Source organism: Kitasatospora sp. NPDC087861, assembly GCF_044742585.1.
GTDB lineage: Bacteria > Actinomycetota > Actinomycetes > Streptomycetales > Streptomycetaceae > Kitasatospora.
Genome location: NZ_JBIUUS010000012.1, coordinates 1 through 17507, shown reverse-complemented (window position 1 = coordinate 17507; position 17507 = coordinate 1). Strand labels below are relative to the sequence as shown.

Genomic DNA, 17507 nt, shown 5'->3' with positions numbered 1-17507 from the left:
GAGTCACACCGGTCGCACCACGGCCGGACCGGGCCACTTCGGAGTACTCCGTTCGGGCCATGACAGCCCCTCCGCAGGGACCAGCCGGAACTGATCCGTCCGGACCATCCTGTCCGGCGGCCTCGCGATGCACGGCATTTCCGCCGAATTGTGGCACCACACGAGGCTGCGCCCGCGTGCTTCGCCCCTTTCGTCCGTCGTAAGCTGCACGGACGCATCGCCGACAGCACGAGCACGCGGAGGGCGTGGGAGGTCAGGACACTCCCGGTCCCCGATGCGCGACCGGACCTCCCCGTATTTGCAGCTCCTCCCACCCACTCCAGGGGCTCGACCGAGCCCCGCGCGGACACTCCAGCAAGGCCCGCCACCACCCCCCGGCGGTCCGGACGTCCCGGGGTGGACCTCCGGCCCCGCAGACCGCTCGCTCCCTCGGATCGCCGATGCGTCGTGACCACATTGCGAACTGGAGATCCACGTGGCCGGCCGTATCGAGGACTACGCACTCATCGGGGACATGCAGACCGCTGCCCTGGTCAGCAGGGACGGGGCGGTGGACTGGCTCTGCCTTCCCCGCTTCGACTCGCCGGCCGTGTTCGCCGGCCTGCTCGGTACCGATGAACACGGCTTCTGGCGGATCGGCCCGGCCGAAGCCGTGGTCACCGAGGTCCCCACCCCCGCGGCCGCCCCCATCCCGGCCGCCCCCGCCCTCGTCCGCTTCACCGACACCGCGGACCTGAGGGTCCCGCCGCCCACCGCGGCCGCCCCCGCGGTGCCCGCCGACCGCCGCCGTTACCGGGGCGACTCGCTGATCCTCGAACAGGAGTGGGACGCCCAGGGCGGCACCGTCCGGGTGATCGACTTCATGCCCCCGCGCCCGCTGGCCGGCCGCGACGCCGTCCCCCAGGTGATCCGGATCGTCGAGGGCGTGGCCGGCACCGTCCGGATGCGGTCGGCGGTGCGGATGCGCTTCTCGTACGGCCGCATCGTGCCCTGGGTGCACCGGGTCGAGCAGGCCGACGGCGGTCACCGCACCGTCGCCGTGGCCGGGCCCGACTCGGTCTGGCTGGACGGCGAGGCCGAGACCTACGGCCGCAACCTCACCACCTACGCCGACTTCACCGTCACCGCCGGCGAGCGGATCGCCTTCGCGCTGACCTGGCAGGCCTCCCACCTGGAGGCGCCGAAGACCCCGGACGCCGAGGAGATGCTCGACGCCACCGCCGACTTCTGGCACGAGTGGGCCGAGCAGTGCACCTACCAGGGCCCCTACCGCGAGGCCGTGGTCCGCTCCCTCATCACCCTCAAGGGCCTCACCTACGCCCCCACCGGCGGCATCGTCGCCGCCCCCACCACCTCGCTGCCCGAGGACATCGGCGGCGAGCGCAACTGGGACTACCGCTACACCTGGCTGCGCGACGCCGCGATCACCCTCTCCTCGCTGCTGCGCACCGGCTACCGCGACGAGGCCCGCGCCTGGCGCGAGTGGCTGCTGCGGGCCGTCGCCGGCGATCCGGAGAACCTGCAGATCATGTACGGCATCGCCGGCGAGCGCGAGCTCACCGAGTCCTCGCTGGACTGGCTGCCCGGCTACGAGGGCTCGCAGCCCGTCCGGGTCGGCAACGGCGCGGCCGGGCAGCTCCAGCTGGACGTCTACGGCGAGGTCGTCGAGGCCCTGCACCTGGCCCACATGACCGGCCTGGTCCGCAACGACCACGCCCACCACCTCCAGCTGCGCCTGATCGAGTACCTGGAGGACCACTGGCAGGAGCCGGACGAGGGCATCTGGGAGGTCCGCGGCCCGCGCCGGCACTTCGTCCACTCCAAGGTGATGGCCTGGGTGGCCGTCGACCGGACGATCAAGCTGCTGGAGCAGACCCCCGAGGACGCCCCCGCCGACGGCCATCTGAAGCGCTGGCGCGAGCTGCGCGACACCATCCACCGGGACGTCTGCGAGAAGGGCTACGACCCGGAGCGCAACACCTTCACCCAGTACTACGGCGGCCGGGAGCTGGACGCCTCGCTGCTGCTCATCCCGCAGGTCGGCTTCCTCCCGCCGGACGACAAGCGGGTGATCGGCACCATCGAGGCGATCCAGCGCGAGCTGTCCACCGAGGACGGCTTCGTGCTGCGCTACCCGACCCACGACGATTCGAGCGGCGACCACGTCGAGAACGTGGACGGCCTCTCCGGCCACGAGGGCGCCTTCCTGGCCTGCTCGTTCTGGCTGGCCGACGACCTCGCCATGATCGGCCGGGTGCAGGAGGCACGCGAGCTGTTCGACCGGCTGCTCGCGCTGCGCAACGACGTCGGCCTGCTCGCCGAGGAGTGGGACCCGCGGCTCAAGCGCCAGGTCGGCAACTTCCCGCAGGCCTTCAGCCACGTCCCGCTGATCGACACCGCGCTGCGGCTGACCGCCTGCGGCGGCGCCTACCTGTCCGCCCAGCCGGACGGCCTGGCGGCCGAGCGGGTCGAGCAGGCGACGATCTAGGACACCTCAGGGACGCTGGACCAGCTCGTCGTAGGTGCTGAGCACCTGGGCGACGGTGGCGGCCTCGTCCGGCCAGGTCTCGGCCTGCTGCCGGCCGGCCGCCACCAGCCGCTCACGGCGGGCCGGGTCGGCCAGCAGTCCGCGCACCGCCGCGCCGACCGCGACCGGGTCGCCGGCGGGCACCAGCACGGCCGCGTCGCCGACCAGTTCGGGGATCCCGCCGACGGCGGTGGAGACCACCGGCACCCCGGCCCGCATCGCCTCCTGCACCACCAGCGAGCGGGCCTCCCAGCGGCTGGAGACCACCACCACGTCGGCGGCGGCCAGCAGGTCGGGCACGTCGGTGCGGTAGCCGAGCAGCCGCACCGGCAGCTTCTCGGCGGCCACCCGCTCGCGCAGCCCGGCCGCCTCCGGGCCGTCCCCGGCGAGCAGCAGCAGCGGCTCCGGGTCCAGCACGGACAGTTCGCGGGTGGCGTCCAGCAGCAGCCCGAAGGCCTTCTGCGGGACGAGTCGGCCGACCGCCAGCACCAGCGGCCGGTCCGGGCCGTCGCCGAGCAGCGCGGCGCGCGCCGCGGCGCGGTCGAGCCGGCCCTCGGGCATCGGCGGGGCGGCCACCGGGCCGAGCCGGGCGTCGGTGGCGCCCAGCTCGCGGGCCCGGGCGACCAGGTCGGAGGAGGCGCCGAGGACGAGGTCGGCGGCGCGCGCCACCCGGCGCTCCATCAGCCGCTGCAGGCGGCGCTCCATGCCGGTGGCCAGCAGCGCGTGGTGCGAGGTGACCACCAGCGGGGTCTCCGGGCGCAGGCCCGGGAAGCGGCCGGCGGTGCGCAGGGCGAGGTCGGCGAGCAGCCCGGCGCGCAGCCCGTGCGCGTGCACCACGTCGGCGCCGGTGAAGGCCCGGCGCAGCTCGCCGATCGCGGTGGCGTCGCTGCGGGCGCCGGCGGTGGGGGTGATGTCGACGGTGTGGAACCGGGCACCGGTGCGGGAGAAGCCGAACAGCGCGTCCGTACCGGCCGGGGCGCAGACCGTGACGGTCACACCGTGCGCGACCAGGCCCTGCGCCAGGGAGCGCACGTGGGCACCGATACCGCCGGTGCTGGCGGCCAAAACGAGTACCACGTGCAGCTGCCCCGGTTCGGGGGTGGCCGCGGCGGCCCGGGCGGCGGAATGGTCCACGTTCTCTCGCATCCGACTCGATCAGGTTCGCGCGCCGCGTCGCGAGGGTTGCCCGCCGACGGCGCTCGGGACTGGAAAGCCAATGTCCAGCCGCCACCATGCCAGGTCGGCGGCCCTCTTGGACAGTCGGCGCCACCGGGGACGCGTCGTCTTCTGTCCGCAAGGGCCACCAGGCCCTGTCGGCGGGTCGGGCCCCCGGCTAGGGCTTGTACGACGGGCAGGCCCTAGCGTTGGCGCGGGGCCCGGGCGGCGGCCAGCAGCTCCTCGGCGTGGGCGCGGCCGAGCTCGGAGTCCTCCAGGCCGGCCAGCATCCGGGAGAGTTCGCGCACCCGCTCCTCGTCGTTCAGCACCTTGACGCCGCTGCGGGTCACGGTGCCGTCGTTGGTCTTCTCCACCACCAGGTGCCGGTCCGCGAAGGCGGCGACCTGCGGGAGGTGGGTGACCACCACGACCTGGGCGGATTCCGCCAGTTTGGCCAGCCGGCGGCCGATCTCGACCGCGGCCTTGCCGCCGACGCCCGCGTCCACCTCGTCGAACAGGTAGGTGGGGACGGGGTCGGCGCCCGCGAAGACCACCTCGACCGCGAGCATCACTCGGGACAGCTCACCGCCGGAGGCGCCCTTGGCGATCGGACGGGGCTGGGCGCCCGGGTGCGGGGCGAGCAGGACCTCGACCTCGTCCACGCCGTGCGGGCCGTAGGCGACGGTGCGGCCGTCGACCTCGATCCCCGACAGGTCGTCGACCTGGGTGATCGAGAAGGTCACCCGGGCGTGCGGCATGGCCAGCTCGGCGAGTTCGGCGGAGACGGCTTCGGCGAAGCGCCCGGCGGCGCCCTGCCGGGCGGCCGACACCTCGGCCGCCAGCTCGGCCAGTTCGGCCCGCAGTGCGGTCTCCTGGGCGCCGAGCTGGTCGATCCGGTCGTCGTCGCCGTCGAGTTCGGCGAGCCGGGCGGAGCCCGCCTCGGCCCAGGCGAGCACCTCGGCGAGGGTGTTCTCCGGGCCGCCGTACTTGCGCAGCAGCTGGGCCAGGACGGCCCGGCGGTCCTCGACGGAGGCGAGCCGGACCGGGTCGGCGTCCAGGTCGTCCGCGTATCCGGCCAGGTCACCGGCCACGTCGGCGAGCAGGTAGCCGACCTCGTTGAGGCGGTCGGCGAGGGCGGCGAGGCGCTCGTCGTGGTGGCGCACGGCGTCCAGGGCCCGTCGGGACTGCGCGAGCAGGGTGCCCGCGTCCAGCGCCTCCGGGTCGGCCGGGTCGCCGGCCAGGGCGGCGTGGGCGAGGGTCGCGGCGGAGGACAGCGCGTCGGCGTGGCCGAGCCGCTCGGCCTCGGCGGCCAGCTCCGCGTCCTCACCGGCCACCGGCTCGGCGGCGGCGATCTCGTCCAGGCCGAAGCGCAGCAGGTCGGCCTCCTGGGCGCGCTCGCGGGCCCGGGTGGTCAGCTCCTCCAGGGTGGCCGAGACCTCGCGCAGGCTGCGGTAGGTCTCCCGGTAGCGGGCCAGCGGCTCGGCCACCGCCTCGCCCGCGTAGCGGTCCAGCGCGCCGCGCTGGCGGGCCGGGCGCAGCAGCCGCTGCTGGTCGGTCTGGCCGTGCACGGCGATCAGGTCCTCGCCGAGTTCGGCGAGCACCCCGACCGGGACGGCCCGGCCGCCGACGAACGCCCGGGAGCGGCCCTCGGCGGAGACGGTCCGGCTGATCAGCAGGGCCCCGTCGTCCAGTTCGGCCCCGGCCTCGACCGCGCGGGCCGCCACCGGGGAACCGGCGGGCAGCTCCAGCCGGCCCTCGACGACGGCGCGTCCGGTGCCGTTGCGCACCAGGCCCGGGTCGGCGCGTCCGCCCAGCAGCAGGCCGAGGCTGGTGACGACCATGGTCTTTCCGGCGCCGGTCTCACCGGTCACGGCGGTGAAGCCGGGGGCGAGTTCGACCACCGCGTCGTCGATGACCCCAAGATCCCGTATCCGCATCTCGTCCAACACGGAGACGACCTTACGAGGTTCCACCCCCGGCGCGCGACGAGCGGCAACGGCGCGCGGCAACTCCGTGCCCTGAAGTTCATCCCTTCCGGGGCGTTTGCCCGGGTGTCGGCACCGTGCACCACGGCAGGAAGAACTGCGCGAGCGGACCGATCGCCAGTGCGTACGCGACCGTGCCGACTCCGGCGGTGCCGCCCAGCAGGACGCCCGCGACCAGCACCGTCACCTCGATGCCGGTGCGGATCAGCCGCAGCGAACGCCCGGTGCGCCGGTGCAGGCCGGTCATCAGGCCGTCGCGCGGGCCGGGGCCGAGGCGGGCGCCGATGTAGAGGCCGGTGGCCAGGCCGTTGAGCACGATCGCGGCCGCCATCAGCGCGATCCGGGCGGGCAGCCCGTCCGGGCCGTCGAGCAGCCGCAGCGTGAGGTCCATCGAGGCGCCCAGCACCAGCACGTTGGCGACGGTGCCCACGCCCGGGCGCTGGCGGATCGGGATCCACAGCAGCAGGACCAGGACGCCGCAGATGGTCACCCAGGCGCCCACCGAGAGGCCGACCGCGCGCTGCAGGCCCTGGTGGAAGACGTCCCACGGGTCGAGGCCGAGGCCGGAGCGCAGCATCAGCGCCATGCTCGCGCCGTACAGGCAGAGGCCGACGGCGAGCTGCGGGATCCGGCGGCCCAGGGCGTGGGTGTCGCCGAGCAGCCGGACGGCGAACGGGGCCCGGCCGGCGTCCGGGGCGGGTGTGGGCGTGGTCGTGCTGGCCATCGGGCGCTCCTGCGGGTGGTGCTGCACCCCGGGGTGGCCCCGGCAGTGGCGGACTCGACAGCCGCGCTGCCATGATGGTCAGGCCAATAGCGCCCACTCCAGGGCCAATTTCGAGCAAGTGGACTGATCAGCCTTGGCCGACTGGCACACCACCGTCACGCCGCCCGCGCTCGCCCGGCTGCTCGCCGCCGCCCGGCTGCCCGAACCGGCCACCGCCCGCCGCCCCGCCTACCGGGTCCTCGCCGGGCAGATCCGGCTGCTGGTCACCGAGGGCCGCCTGCCGGTCGGCGCCCGGCTGCCCGCCGAACGCGAACTCGCCAGCGCCCTGGAGCTGAGCCGCACCACCGTCGCCACCGCCTACGAGACCCTGCGCGCCGACGGCTACCTGCTCAGCCGCCGCGGCGCCGGCAGCTGGACGGCCCTGCCCGAGGGCGCCCCGCCGCCCAGCGACGCCCTGCACCCCGTCCCGCCGGACGAGCAGGGCCGCACCCTGGACCTCGGCGTCGCCGCCCTGCCCGCCCCGCAGCCCTTCCTCGGCGAGGCCGCCGCCCGCGCCGTCGAACAGCTGTCCTGCTACGCCGCCGGGCACGGCCACTACCCCACCGGCGTCCCGGTGCTGCGCGAGGCCGTCGCCCGCCGCTACACCGAGCGCGGCCTGCCCACCACCCCCGACCAGATCCTCGTCACCACCGGCGCGATGGGCGGGCTGCACCTGATCCAGCGGGCGCTGATCGGCCGCGGCGACCGGGTCGCCGTCGAGGCGCCCAGCTACGCCCACACCCTGCAGGCGCTCCGGATCACCGGCGCCCGCCTGGTGCCGGTGCCGTACGGCTACCGCCCCGAGCCGGAGTGGGACCTCACCGAGTGGCGCCGGGTGCTGCGCGGGGCCTCGCCCAAGGTCTCCTACGTGATCCCGGACTTCCACAACCCGACCGGCGCGCTGATCGGCGAGGAGCAGCGCCGCGAACTGCTGGCCGCCGCCCGGGCCGCCGGCAGCGTCGTCCTGGTCGACGAGACCACCGCCGAACTCGGCTGGGGCGTACCGGAGTCCGTCCCGATGCCACGCCCGATGGCGGCGCTGGACCGGGCCGCCCAGGTGGTCACCGTCGGCTCGGCCGGCAAGCTGCTGTGGGGCGGCCTGCGGATCGGCTGGGTCCGGGCCGCGCCCGCGCTGGTGCGCCGACTGGCCTCCGACCGGGTCTACAGCGACGTCGGCACCCCGGTGCTGGACCAGCTGATCGCCGCCGACCTGATGGGCGAGCCGCTGCCCGCCGTCCGGGCGCACCAGCTGGACCGGCTGCGGGCGACCGCGCACGCTTTCACCGCCGCACTGCCCGAGCACCTGCCGGGCTGGACGTTCGCCCAGCCGCCCGGCGGGCTCTCGCTCTGGGTCTCCACCGGCGGGCTGTCCGGCGCGGCGCTGGCCCAGGCCGGGGAGCGCGGCGGGGTCCGGATCGCCGCGGGCAACCGGTTCGGCTCGGACGGCGCGTTCGAGCACCACATCCGGATCCCGTTCACGGTGCCCGCCCCGGCCGTCCCCGCCGCCGTGCGGCGGCTCGCCGCGACGGCCGCCCGGGCGGCGGCGGGCGGTCGGTTCGGTCCGGCCGACGGCGCCCCGCCGCTGGCGGTCTGACGAGCCGTCAGCAGTGAGTGTTCGACCGGCCGCGCCAACCCGTCACCGGCAGCGCGAACTTGGCCACCAGCCGGTCGGTGAACGGCGCCCGGTGCAGCCTGGCCAGGCGCACCGGGGTCTGCCCCCGGCGGACCTCCACCCGCGCGCCGGCGGGCAGTTCGACCGAGCGCCGCCCGTCGCACCAGAGCACGCCGTGCGGGGTCTTCGGCTGCACCTCGACGGCCAGCACCGAATCCGGCGAGGTCACCAGCGGGCGGGCGAACAGCGCGTGCGCGGAGATCGGCACCATCAGCAGCGCCTCCACCTCCGGCCACACCACCGGCCCGCCGCCGGAGAACGCGTACGCGGTGGAGCCGGTCGGCGTCGCGCAGACCACCCCGTCACAGCCGAAGTTGGAGACCGGGCGGCCGTCCACCTCGGTCACCACCTCCAGCATCCGCTCCCGGGACGCCTTCTCGATCGAGGCCTCGTTCAACGCCCAGTCCTGGTGCAGCACATCGCCGTTGGTGCGGACGATGACGTCGATCGTCATCCGCTCCTCGACCTCGTAGTCCGCGTCCACCACCCGCTCGACCACCACGGCCAGATCGTCCCGCTCGGCCTCGGCGAGGAAGCCCACCCGGCCCAGGTTTATCCCGAGCATCGGCAGCCCGTGCTCACGGGCCAGCTCCGCCCCGCGCAGCAGCGTCCCGTCCCCACCGGCGACCAGGATCAGCTCGCAGCCGTCCGCCGCCCCCGGCCCGCCGGGCACCTTCTCGACCCCGTCCGGCAGGTCCAGGCCCACCGCCTCGGAGGCGAGCAGCCTGATCCGGATCCCGGCCTTCAGCAGCCCGTGCACCAGGGCCTCGACGCTGCGCAGCGCCGCCTCCCGGCCGGTGTGCGCGATCAGGAAGACCGTACGTTCGTCACCACTCATGCCGCTGCCCTCTCCCTCACGCCTGCCGGGTCGCCTTCGGCCCCGGTAACGGCCGCGTCACACAGCATGACGGGCCGGACGTCCCCTGAGCACCCTATCGGGGCCCCTCCGCGACGGCCCGGTCCGCGTCCGCGGGATCCAGTTGCGGGGCGTCCCGGCGCAGCCAGAGGAAGTACTCGACGTTCCCGGACGGGCCCGGCAGCGGGCTCGCGGTGACGGCGCGCACGCCCAGCCCGAGCTCCCACGCCTGCCCGGCGACCTGGCGGACCATCTCGGCGCGCAGCTGCGGGCTGCGCACCACCCCGCCGCTGCCCAGCCTCTCCTTGCCGATCTCGAACTGCGGCTTGACCATCAGCACCAGGTCCGCGTCCTCGGCCGCGCAGGCCGCCAGCGCGGGCAGCACCAGGCCCAGCGAGATGAACGACAGGTCGCCGACCACCAGGTCGACCCGGGTACCGCCGATCAGCTCCGGGGTCAGCTCGCGGACGTTGGTGCGGTCCATCACCGTCACCCGCTCGTCGCTCTGCAACGACCACGCGAGCTGCCCGTAGCCGACGTCCACCGCCAGCACGCCGGCCGCGCCCGCCCGCAGCAGGACGTCGGTGAACCCGCCGGTGGAGGCGCCCGCGTCCAGCGCCCGGCGGCCCTCGACCACCAGGCCCTGCGGGACGAAGGCCGCAAAGGCCCCGGCCAGCTTGTGACCGCCGCGCGAGACGTAGTCGGGGTCGTTGTCGTCCTTGGCCACCACGACCGCCGCCGAGGTCTCCACCTGGGTGGCCGGCTTGGTCGCGGTGGTGCCGCCGACGGTCACCCGGCCGGCCGCGATCAGCTCGGACGCGTGCTCACGCGATCGGGCCAGCTTGCGGCGGACCAGTTCCGCGTCGAGTCGGCGTCGTGCCACTGCCACTGGGGTTTCAGCTCCTACGGGTCCTGCGGATCATTCCTGGTCGAGCGCGGCCAGCGTGTCGGCGAGCCGCTGGTGAACATCTTCGTACACCTCGACGTGTGCTTCGGCCGGGACCCCGTCCAGGGCCTCCAGCCGGGCCAGTCCGGCGTCCACGACGGGGTGGCCGGTCGGGGTCAGTTCGACGCCGAGCGGTTCGACGGCTTCAGCTGGTCCGGTCATCGGGCTTCTTCGTGCTGGTGGCCTTGCGGACGGTGGTCTTCTTCGTCGCCGTGCGCTTCGCGGGCGCCTTGGGCTGCGCGGCCGGCTCGGCGGCGGCCTTCTTCGCGGCCGAGGTCTTCTTGACGGCCGTCTTCTTGACCGTCGTCTTCTTGGCGGCCGACTTCTTCGCCGGGGCCTTCTTGGCCGTCGTCCGCTTCGCCGACGCCTTCTCCGCCTTCTCCGCCGACGTCTTCTCGGCCGCCGACCCGCCGGCCGTCGACCGGTCCGCCGCCGGGGCCTTCTTCGCCGGGGTGCGCTTCGCCGCGGCCTTGCGCGCAACCGCCGGCCGCACCGGCGGGACCGGCGGGTCGACCTCGACCGGCTCGTCCACCTCCACCCGCTCGGCCACTATCGGCTCCCCCACCGCCCAGGCCGCCGCCTGCCCGTCCGCGCTCTCCCAGCCGCGCCCGAACAGGTCGTCCGCCCGGGGCGCCGGCGTCGGCCGCTCCGCCTCGTCCTCCTCGTCCGCCTCGTCCGACCCGGCCGGCCCCGCCGCCGGCACGGCGTCCTCCTCGACCTCGCGCAGCTTGCTCTCCAGGTAGGCGAGCACCACTCCGACCTTGGTCACCTGGTCGCCGACCCTCTCGAAGGCCTTCTCGACCTCGCCGCGCGCCACCCCGACGGCCAGGTCCACCCCGGCCCGCCCGGCGGTGACCGCCTCCTCCGCCAGCGTCTGCAGCGTCTTCGCCGACGGCGGGAACTGCCCGCCGAGCCGGCGCTCGACCTCGGTGACGTCGACCCCGCTCCGCTCCAGGATCGTGGCCGCCGTCCCGACGACCCGCTTGCCGACCTCCTCCACCAGCCCGGCGGCGACCTCCACCACTCCCCGCACCGTCCTCGGCAGCATCCGGGTGCCTCCTTAGCGCCTGCGCGCATCGCTTCGTCGCCGTCGGTGCCCGGGCCGATCCGGGCACCCCACTGACGACGCTACCGCCAAAACCCGCCTGCGGTACCGTGGCCCGGCAGTGACCACCGCCGTCACGCGCCGAAACCACCAGGGAACCCAGGGAGGGGAACCGCCGCCATGGCCAACTCCGAGGAGTGCCGGGAGGCACTGGAGCAGCTCAGCCGGAACATGGCGAAGTCCACCGGCGACGTCCGCACGGCGGCCGCCCTCGACCGCTCGCTCAGCTGCCGGATCACCGACCTCGACCTGACCTTCACCGGCCAACTGCGCGACGGCCGGATCCAGGACCTCGCCGCCGCCCCCGGCCCCCCGGCCGGGAAGGCGGAGATACGGCTCACCATGAGCAGCGACGACCTGGTCGCCCTGGTCGGCGGCCGGCTCAACTTCGCCTCCGCCTGGGCGGGCGGCCGGGTCCGGCTGGAGGCGGGCTTCCGCGACCTGCTGCGGCTGCGCACCCTGCTCTGACGCCTGCTGTCGCGACCTGCCGCCGCGCCCGGGGCCGGGCCCCTGGCTCAGAACCCCAGCTCGTCCAGCGCCTTGTGCCCGTCGGCCGGTGCGCCGTCCGCGTCCAGCGCCGTCCACGCCGCCGCGCACAGCGCCCGCAGGCCGTCCCAGCGGTCCCCGCCGCCGTCCAGCCGCAGCACGCCGCCCTCGGCCGACGCGACCCAGCCGCCGCAGCCGAAGCCGCCGGCCGCGGGCGTGACCGCCGGGTGCGGCACCAGCAGCCCGCGCAGGTCCGCCGCCAGGTAGGTCGGCCGGTGCTCGGCCGGGGCCGCGAGCAGCTGCGCCGGGGTGGTCACCCCGGTGAACACCAGCAGGCTGTCCACCCCGCCGTTGAACGCGCCCTCGATGTCGGTGTCCAGGCGGTCGCCGACCACCAGCGGCCGCCGCGCGCCGGTCCGCAGCACGGTCTCCCGGTGCATCGGCGGCTGCGGCTTGCCCGCCACCACCGGGTCCACCCCGACGGCCGCCCGCACCGCCGCCACCAGCGTCCCGTTTCCGGGCGCAATGCCGCGCGCGGTCGGAATGGTCAGGTCGGTGTTGGAGGCCACCCACGGCAGCCCGTCCTGCACCGCGTACGCGGCCTCCGCCAGCTGCGCCCAGCCGACCGACGGGTCATAGCCCTGGACCACCGCGAGCGGCTCCTCGGCCAACGAGCGGACGGCGACCAGCCCGCGCTCGGCCAGCGCCTCCTCCAGCCCCGGGCCGCCCACGACCAGCACCTTCGCCCCGGCCGGCACCTTCTCGGCGACCACCCGGGCGGCCGCCTGCGCCGAGTTGATCACGTCGGCCGGATCGGCCGGCACGCCCAGCCCGGTCAGGTGCTCGGCCACCACCCGCGGCGGGCGGGAGGCGTTGTTGGTCACGTACGCGAGCCGCATCCCGGCCGTACGGGCGAGCGCCAGCGCGTCCACCGCGTGCTCGATCGCGTGCGGGCCCGCGTAGACCACGCCGTCCAGGTCCAGCAGCGCCGTGTCGTACGCCTCGGTCAGCGGCTGCTCGCTGCCGCCGGGGGCGGTCCGTCGCGCGGTGGTGGTGGCCGTCTCGGTCATGGCTGCGCTACCTCGTTCACTGCGTCGTTCGCTTCATCGGGTGCCCCCGCGTTCCGTTCGGGTGCCCCCGCGTCCACCGGGTACCCCGGGCCGGTCAGACCTCGTCGTCCGCACCGGGTTCGCCGACCGACCGGGCGTCCGGGTCCGGCGGGGGCGCCAGGTACCCGGGTGCACCGGGCAACAGCGGGCCGAACGCCCCGGCGCGGGCCGCCAGGGTCGCCCGGGTCTGCCGCAGCGCCGCCTGGTAGTGCTCGGTGCCCGGCCGCATCGCCACGGCCAGCGCCAGGTGCTCGGCGGACGTCTCGAAGTCGCCCAGCCGGGCCGCCGCGACGCCCCACCCGAACTGAGCGTAGTCGTCCGACGGGTCGGCCAGCGCGACGGCCCGGAAGTTCTCCAGCGCCGCCTCGTACGAACCGGTGTCGAACTGGGCCCGCGCCAGCGTCTCCCGGATGCTGCGCGAGTGCGGCTCGGCCGCCGCCGCCCGGACCAGCAGCTGCTCGGCGGCCGCCGGGTTGCCCTGGGCCAGCAGCCTGCCACCACGCCGGAACCAGTCGTACACGTCTCCGGTCGGCTCGCCGGAACGCCCCTGCGCCGGGACGCCGCCGGATGCCGGAGCGCCGCCGGATGCCGGAGCGCCCTCGCCGGCGGCGCCGTCCGGCCCGGCCGCCCCGCCCGGGCTGCCGCCGTCCACCCGTTCCTGCCCGTCGTCCATGCGGTACCTCGCCCTCGGTCACACACCCGCCCACAGATCGGCACGGGTATTCCGATCTCTCAACAACGCGTACCCGGTTACGATGCCCAGAATGAGCGCACCCAGTGCAGAAGACGGAGTCGAGACTCCGGAGGGCGGCCCCGGCGATCCCGGGCACGTCGCCACTGCAGGCCTGTCCCTGTCACCCTTCCGAGGCCTGCGCTACGTCCCCGACCGGGTCGGCGCCCTGGCCGCGGTCATGTCCCCGCCGTACGACGTCGTCGACCCCGGCCGCCGGCTCGACCTGGAGACCGCCGATCCGCACAACGTGGTCCGGCTGATCCTGCCCCGGCCCGAGCCCGAGGACGCCGGCGACCGGCCCGACCGCGACACCAAGTACCGGCACGCCGCCCGGCTGCTGCGCGCCTGGCAGCGCGATGGGATCCTCGCCGCCGACCCGCAGCCCGCGCTCTACGTCTACGAGCAGCGCGTGCCCGCCACCGGCGACTCCCCCGAGGTGCTCCAACGCGGGCTGATCGGCGCCCTCGCGGTGAGCGGCCGCGAGGCCGGCGTGGTCCTCCCCCACGAGGACGTCATGCCCCGACCGGTCGCCGACCGGGTCGGCCTGATGCGCACCACCCGGGCCAACCTCGAACCGCTGCTGCTCACCTACCGGGGCAACGGCGGCGCCTCCGGCGTCATCGAGCGGACCGTCCAGGGCGAGCCGCTGCTCTCCACCGCCACCAGCGACGGCACCCACCACCGCCTCTGGGCCGTCGCCGACCCGGCCGAGATCGCCGAGATCAGCCGCGACCTCGCCACCTGCCGGGCCCTGATCGCCGACGGCCACCACCGCTGGGAGATGTACCTCCGCCTCCAGCGCGAGCACCGCCACCTGCCGCGCAGCCCGTGGGACCGCGGCCTGGTGCTCCTGGTGGACACCGCCCGCTACCCGCTGCGGGTCCGGGCCATCCACCGCGTGCTGTACCGGCTGCCGGTGGCCGAGGCGCTGGAGAAGCTCGGCGACCAGTGGAAGATCAAGGAGGTCCCCGGCCCGCTGACCGCCGCCCTCCAGGCCCTCGCCGAACAGAAACGGCACGGCGGCAACGGCTTCATACTGACCGGCGGGGACGGCGTCTACTGGCTGCTCGGCGAGCCCGAGGAAGCGCTGCTCGACGCCACCGTGCCGCACGACCGGCCCGAGGAGTGGCGCCACCTGGACGCCACTGTCCTGCACTCCACCCTGCTCGACCGCACCTGGCACGTCCCCGACGGCCCGGACGACATCGGCTACCTGCACACCGCGGCGGCCGCCGAGCAGGAGGCGGCGCGCACCGGCGGCACCGCCGTGCTGCTGCACCCGGTCCGGGAGAGCGTGGTCCGCAGGCTCGCCGAACAGGGCGTCACCATGCCGCGCAAGTCCACGTCCTTCGGTCCGAAACCGGCCACCGGACTGGTGCTGCGCAACCTCGAACTGGGGTGAGGCCACCCGCCACCGAAACGCCGTGAGGCCCTGCCGCTCCCCCGGAATGTCCGGGGGAGCGGCAGGGCCTCACTCGTCGGTCGGAGCTCAGCTCCGGGTGTCGTTCCCGGCCTCGTCCTCGGCGGCACGCGCGGGCACCACGCCGTCGAACTCCTCGTCGATCTCGAGGTCGTCCTCGTCGTAGTACTCCTCGACGTCCTCCTCGTCCTCGAAGATCACGCGGTCGTCGGAGACCTCGCCGCCGCGCTTCTTCGCTGGGGCCTCGGTCTGCTCGGCCTCCTCCTCGGCCACCTCGGGGTCGAGCGCGTCCACGAACTCGACGCCGTCGATCTCGGCCAGTCGCTCCGAGGCGTTGGTGCTGCCGTCGGTGTCGGCCTCGGCCGCCTTCGCGAACCACTCGCGGGCCTCGTCACCACGGCCGGCCGCGATCAGCGCCTCGCCGTAGGCGTACCGCAGGCGCGCCGTCCACGGGTGCACGGCGCTGGAGGCCAGCTCCGGGCTCTGCAGGGTCACGACCGCCGCGTCGAACTGCTCCATGTCGCTGCGGGCGCCGGCCGCGACCAGACGCATCTCGACCTGGCCGGCCTTGTCCAGCTGCTTCACCTCGGGCTCACCGGCCATCGCCAGCGCCCGCTCCGGACGGCCCAGACCGCGCTCGCAGTCGGCCATCACCGGCCACAGGTCCGCCCGGCCGGTCATCCGGCGGGCGGCACGGAACTCGGTCAGGGCCTCGGAGTACCGCTGCGTCATGTACGAGGCGAAACCGGCCGCCTCGCGGACGGCGGCCACGCGGGAGGCCAGCCGGAGCGCGACGCGCGAGAACTGGTAGGCCTCCTCCGGCTCGCTGTCGAGCAGACGGGCCACCATCACCAGGTTGCGGGCGACGTCGTCCGCGAGCGTCTTGGGCAGGCTCTTGAGCTCCTGGCGCACGTCCGCGTCCAGCTCGAAGCCGGTGACGTCCTCCGGGATCGGCAGACGCTTGACGGGCTCGTAGTTGCCACGGCGGTCGTCGTAGTCCCGGTGGCCGCGGTCGTCCCGGCGGTCGTCGCGGCGGAAGCCGCCACGGTCGCCGCGGTCATCCCGGCGGAAGCCGCCACGGTCGCCACCGCGGTCATCGCGGTTGAAGCCACCACCGGACGGACGGTCGTCACGACGGAAGCCGCCACCGGAGGGACGGTCGTCCCGACGGAAGCCGCCACGGTCGCCACCACGGTCATCGCGGTTGAAGCCACCACCGGACGGACGGTCGTCACGACGCGGACGCTCGTCACGGTCATCACGACGGAACCCACCCGGACGGTCATCACGACGGAAGCCGCCACCACCGGACGGACGGTCGTCACGACGGAAACCACTGCCACCGGAGGGGCGGTCATCGCGACGGAAGCCGCCACGGTCGCCACCACGGTCATCGCGGTTGAAGCCACCACCGGACGGACGGTCATCGCGACGGAAACCACCGCTGGCGGGGCGGTCATCGCGACGGAAGCCGCCACCGGAGGGGCGGTCGTCACGGCGGAAGCCGCCACGGTCGCCACCGCGGTCGTCACGGTTGAAGCCACCGCCCGACGGACGGTCGTCACGACGGAAACCACCGCTGGCGGGGCGGTCATCGCGACGGAAGCCGCCACCGGAGGGGCGGTCGTCACGGCGGAAGCCGCCACGGTCGCCACCGCGGTCATCGCGGTTGAAGCCACCACCGGACGGACGGTCGTCACGACGCGGACGCTCGTCACGGTCATCACGACGGAACCCACCCGGACGGTCATCGCGACGGAAGCCGCCACCGGAGGGACGGTCGTCACGGCGGAAGCCGCCACGGTCGCCACCGCGGTCGTCACGGTTGAAGCCACCACCGGACGGACGGTCGTCACGACGGAAACCACCGCTGGCGGGGCGGTCATCGCGACGGAAGCCGCCACCGGAGGGGCGGTCGTCACGGCGGAAGCCGCCACGGTCGCCACCGCGGTCATCGCGGTTGAAGCCACCACCGGACGGACGGTCGTCACGACGCGGACGCTCGTCACGGTCATCACGACGGAACCCACCCGGACGGTCATCGCGACGGAAGCCGCCACCGGAGGGACGGTCGTCACGGCGGAAGCCGCCACGGTCGCCACCACGGTCATCGCGGTTGAAGCCACCACCGGAGGGGCGGTCGTCACGACGGAAACCACCACCGGAGGGGCGGTCATCGCGACGGAAGCCGCCACGGTCATCACGGTCGCGGTTGTAACCGCCACCGGACGGACGGTCGTCACGACGCGGACGGTCATCGCGGTCGCGGGACGGGCGGTCGTCACGACGGTAGCCACCGCCACCGCCGCCCTGACGGTCGTCCCGGCGGAAGCCGCCACGGTCGTTGGACGAACCCCCACGGGACCGGGGCTCGTAGCCTCGGCCGTCGTCCGATCGACGCTCGGGACGGTCCTGGGGCTGGTTCGACATCGTGGTGACTCCTTCTGCTGCTTCAGCTCCACCGCGGACTGAGCAACTCCGCTGCCGTCACGCGGTTTCGGCGCCGGCCTCCTGGCCGCGCACCATCTCCATTGTCCGACATACCGGGACACTTCGCGCCTGGGCGGAGGTCCCGGGTTTGCCGGTGTACTACACATTCGCAAAACACAAAAAGGCCGCAGCCCCAGCGAGTCGCTGGGGCCGCGGCCTTGAATAATTGTTCGGCGGCGTCCTACTCTCCCACAGGGTCCCCCCTGCAGTACCATCGGCGCTGTAAGGCTTAGCTTCCGGGTTCGGAATGTAACCGGGCG

General features: G+C 74.6%; 14 protein-coding genes, 1 rRNA gene and 1 pseudogene. 4 read left to right on the top strand and 12 right to left on the bottom strand.

Annotated elements, in window-relative coordinates:
* Window positions 1-475: 475 nt before the first annotated feature.
* Window positions 476-2488 (top strand): glycoside hydrolase family 15 protein, encoded by a 2013-nt coding sequence (locus tag ACIOJE_RS18405; RefSeq protein ID WP_280685954.1) that lies wholly within the window; start codon window positions 476-478, stop codon window positions 2486-2488.
* Between the two features lie 6 nt (window positions 2489-2494).
* On the opposite strand, the gene ACIOJE_RS18400 is transcribed toward ACIOJE_RS18405, so the two are convergent.
* The 3 genes from ACIOJE_RS18400 to ACIOJE_RS18390 all read right to left on the bottom strand — a co-directional run bounded on the left by ACIOJE_RS18400 (window position 2495) and on the right by ACIOJE_RS18390 (window position 6391).
* Window positions 2495-3673, bottom strand: a complete 1179-nt coding sequence (locus ACIOJE_RS18400) for a glycosyltransferase family 4 protein (protein ID WP_280685953.1) — start codon at window positions 3671-3673, stop codon at window positions 2495-2497.
* A 212-nt stretch (window positions 3674-3885) separates the two neighbouring features.
* Window positions 3886-5619, bottom strand: a complete 1734-nt coding sequence (gene recN / locus ACIOJE_RS18395; protein WP_280685981.1) for a DNA repair protein RecN — start codon at window positions 5617-5619, stop codon at window positions 3886-3888.
* Between the two features lie 88 nt (window positions 5620-5707).
* Entirely contained in the window at window positions 5708-6391 is a 684-nt protein-coding gene (locus tag ACIOJE_RS18390) for a YitT family protein (protein WP_400777270.1), read from the bottom strand.
* A gap of 133 nt (window positions 6392-6524) precedes the next feature.
* On the opposite strand from ACIOJE_RS18390, the gene ACIOJE_RS18385 reads away from it, so the two are divergent.
* Window positions 6525-8024, top strand: a complete 1500-nt coding sequence (locus tag ACIOJE_RS18385; RefSeq protein WP_400777268.1) for a PLP-dependent aminotransferase family protein — start codon at window positions 6525-6527, stop codon at window positions 8022-8024.
* A gap of 7 nt (window positions 8025-8031) precedes the next feature.
* Here the strand turns inward: ACIOJE_RS18385 and ACIOJE_RS18380 are convergent, their stop codons facing one another.
* The 4 genes from ACIOJE_RS18380 to ACIOJE_RS18365 all read right to left on the bottom strand — a co-directional run bounded on the left by ACIOJE_RS18380 (window position 8032) and on the right by ACIOJE_RS18365 (window position 10952).
* Window positions 8032-8940 (bottom strand): NAD kinase, encoded by a 909-nt coding sequence (locus ACIOJE_RS18380; protein WP_280685951.1) that lies wholly within the window; start codon window positions 8938-8940, stop codon window positions 8032-8034.
* A gap of 94 nt (window positions 8941-9034) precedes the next feature.
* Entirely contained in the window at window positions 9035-9841 is an 807-nt protein-coding gene (locus ACIOJE_RS18375; protein ID WP_280685979.1) for a TlyA family RNA methyltransferase, read from the bottom strand.
* A 36-nt stretch (window positions 9842-9877) separates the two neighbouring features.
* Window positions 9878-10066, bottom strand: a complete 189-nt coding sequence (locus ACIOJE_RS18370; protein ID WP_280685950.1) for a hypothetical protein — start codon at window positions 10064-10066, stop codon at window positions 9878-9880.
* Complete coding sequence (locus ACIOJE_RS18365) at window positions 10050-10952, bottom strand: histone H1-like repetitive region-containing protein (protein ID WP_400777266.1); 903 nt, start codon at window positions 10950-10952, stop codon at window positions 10050-10052. Before ACIOJE_RS18365 ends, ACIOJE_RS18370 begins: the two co-directional genes overlap by 17 nt.
* Before the next feature lie 177 nt (window positions 10953-11129).
* On the opposite strand from ACIOJE_RS18365, the gene ACIOJE_RS18360 reads away from it, so the two are divergent.
* Complete coding sequence (locus ACIOJE_RS18360) at window positions 11130-11477, top strand: SCP2 sterol-binding domain-containing protein (protein WP_280685948.1); 348 nt, start codon at window positions 11130-11132, stop codon at window positions 11475-11477.
* Between the two features lie 47 nt (window positions 11478-11524).
* On the opposite strand, the gene ACIOJE_RS18355 is transcribed toward ACIOJE_RS18360, so the two are convergent.
* Together ACIOJE_RS18355 and ACIOJE_RS18350 are read right to left on the bottom strand one after the other, a co-directional pair.
* A complete protein-coding gene (locus ACIOJE_RS18355; RefSeq protein WP_280685947.1) occupies window positions 11525-12565 on the bottom strand; it encodes an HAD-IIA family hydrolase in 1041 nt (346 codons plus the stop codon).
* 94 nt (window positions 12566-12659) lie between these two features.
* A complete protein-coding gene (locus ACIOJE_RS18350) occupies window positions 12660-13277 on the bottom strand; it encodes a tetratricopeptide repeat protein (protein WP_400777264.1) in 618 nt (205 codons plus the stop codon).
* Window positions 13278-13368: 91 nt separating this feature from the next.
* Here ACIOJE_RS18350 and ACIOJE_RS18345 point away from each other — a divergent pair, with 91 nt between their 5' ends.
* Window positions 13369-14739 carry a DUF1015 domain-containing protein gene (locus ACIOJE_RS18345; RefSeq protein ID WP_280685945.1) on the top strand — a complete coding sequence of 457 codons (1371 nt, stop codon included), beginning with the start codon at window positions 13369-13371 and terminating at the stop codon, window positions 14737-14739.
* Window positions 14740-14826: 87 nt separating this feature from the next.
* Here ACIOJE_RS18345 and ACIOJE_RS18340 read toward each other — a convergent pair whose 3' ends face one another.
* From ACIOJE_RS18340 to rrf, 3 genes and pseudogenes are all read right to left on the bottom strand, one after another.
* Window positions 14827-15669: a tetratricopeptide repeat protein gene (locus ACIOJE_RS18340; protein ID WP_280685944.1), complete on the bottom strand. Its 843-nt coding sequence runs from the start codon at window positions 15667-15669 to the stop codon at window positions 14827-14829.
* Window positions 15670-15978: 309 nt separating this feature from the next.
* Window positions 15979-17042: pseudogene (locus ACIOJE_RS18335) on the bottom strand (hypothetical protein); the annotation flags it as partial.
* A 373-nt stretch (window positions 17043-17415) separates the two neighbouring features.
* Window positions 17416-17507: ribosomal RNA gene (gene rrf, locus ACIOJE_RS18330) — 5S ribosomal RNA — on the bottom strand; the annotation flags it as partial.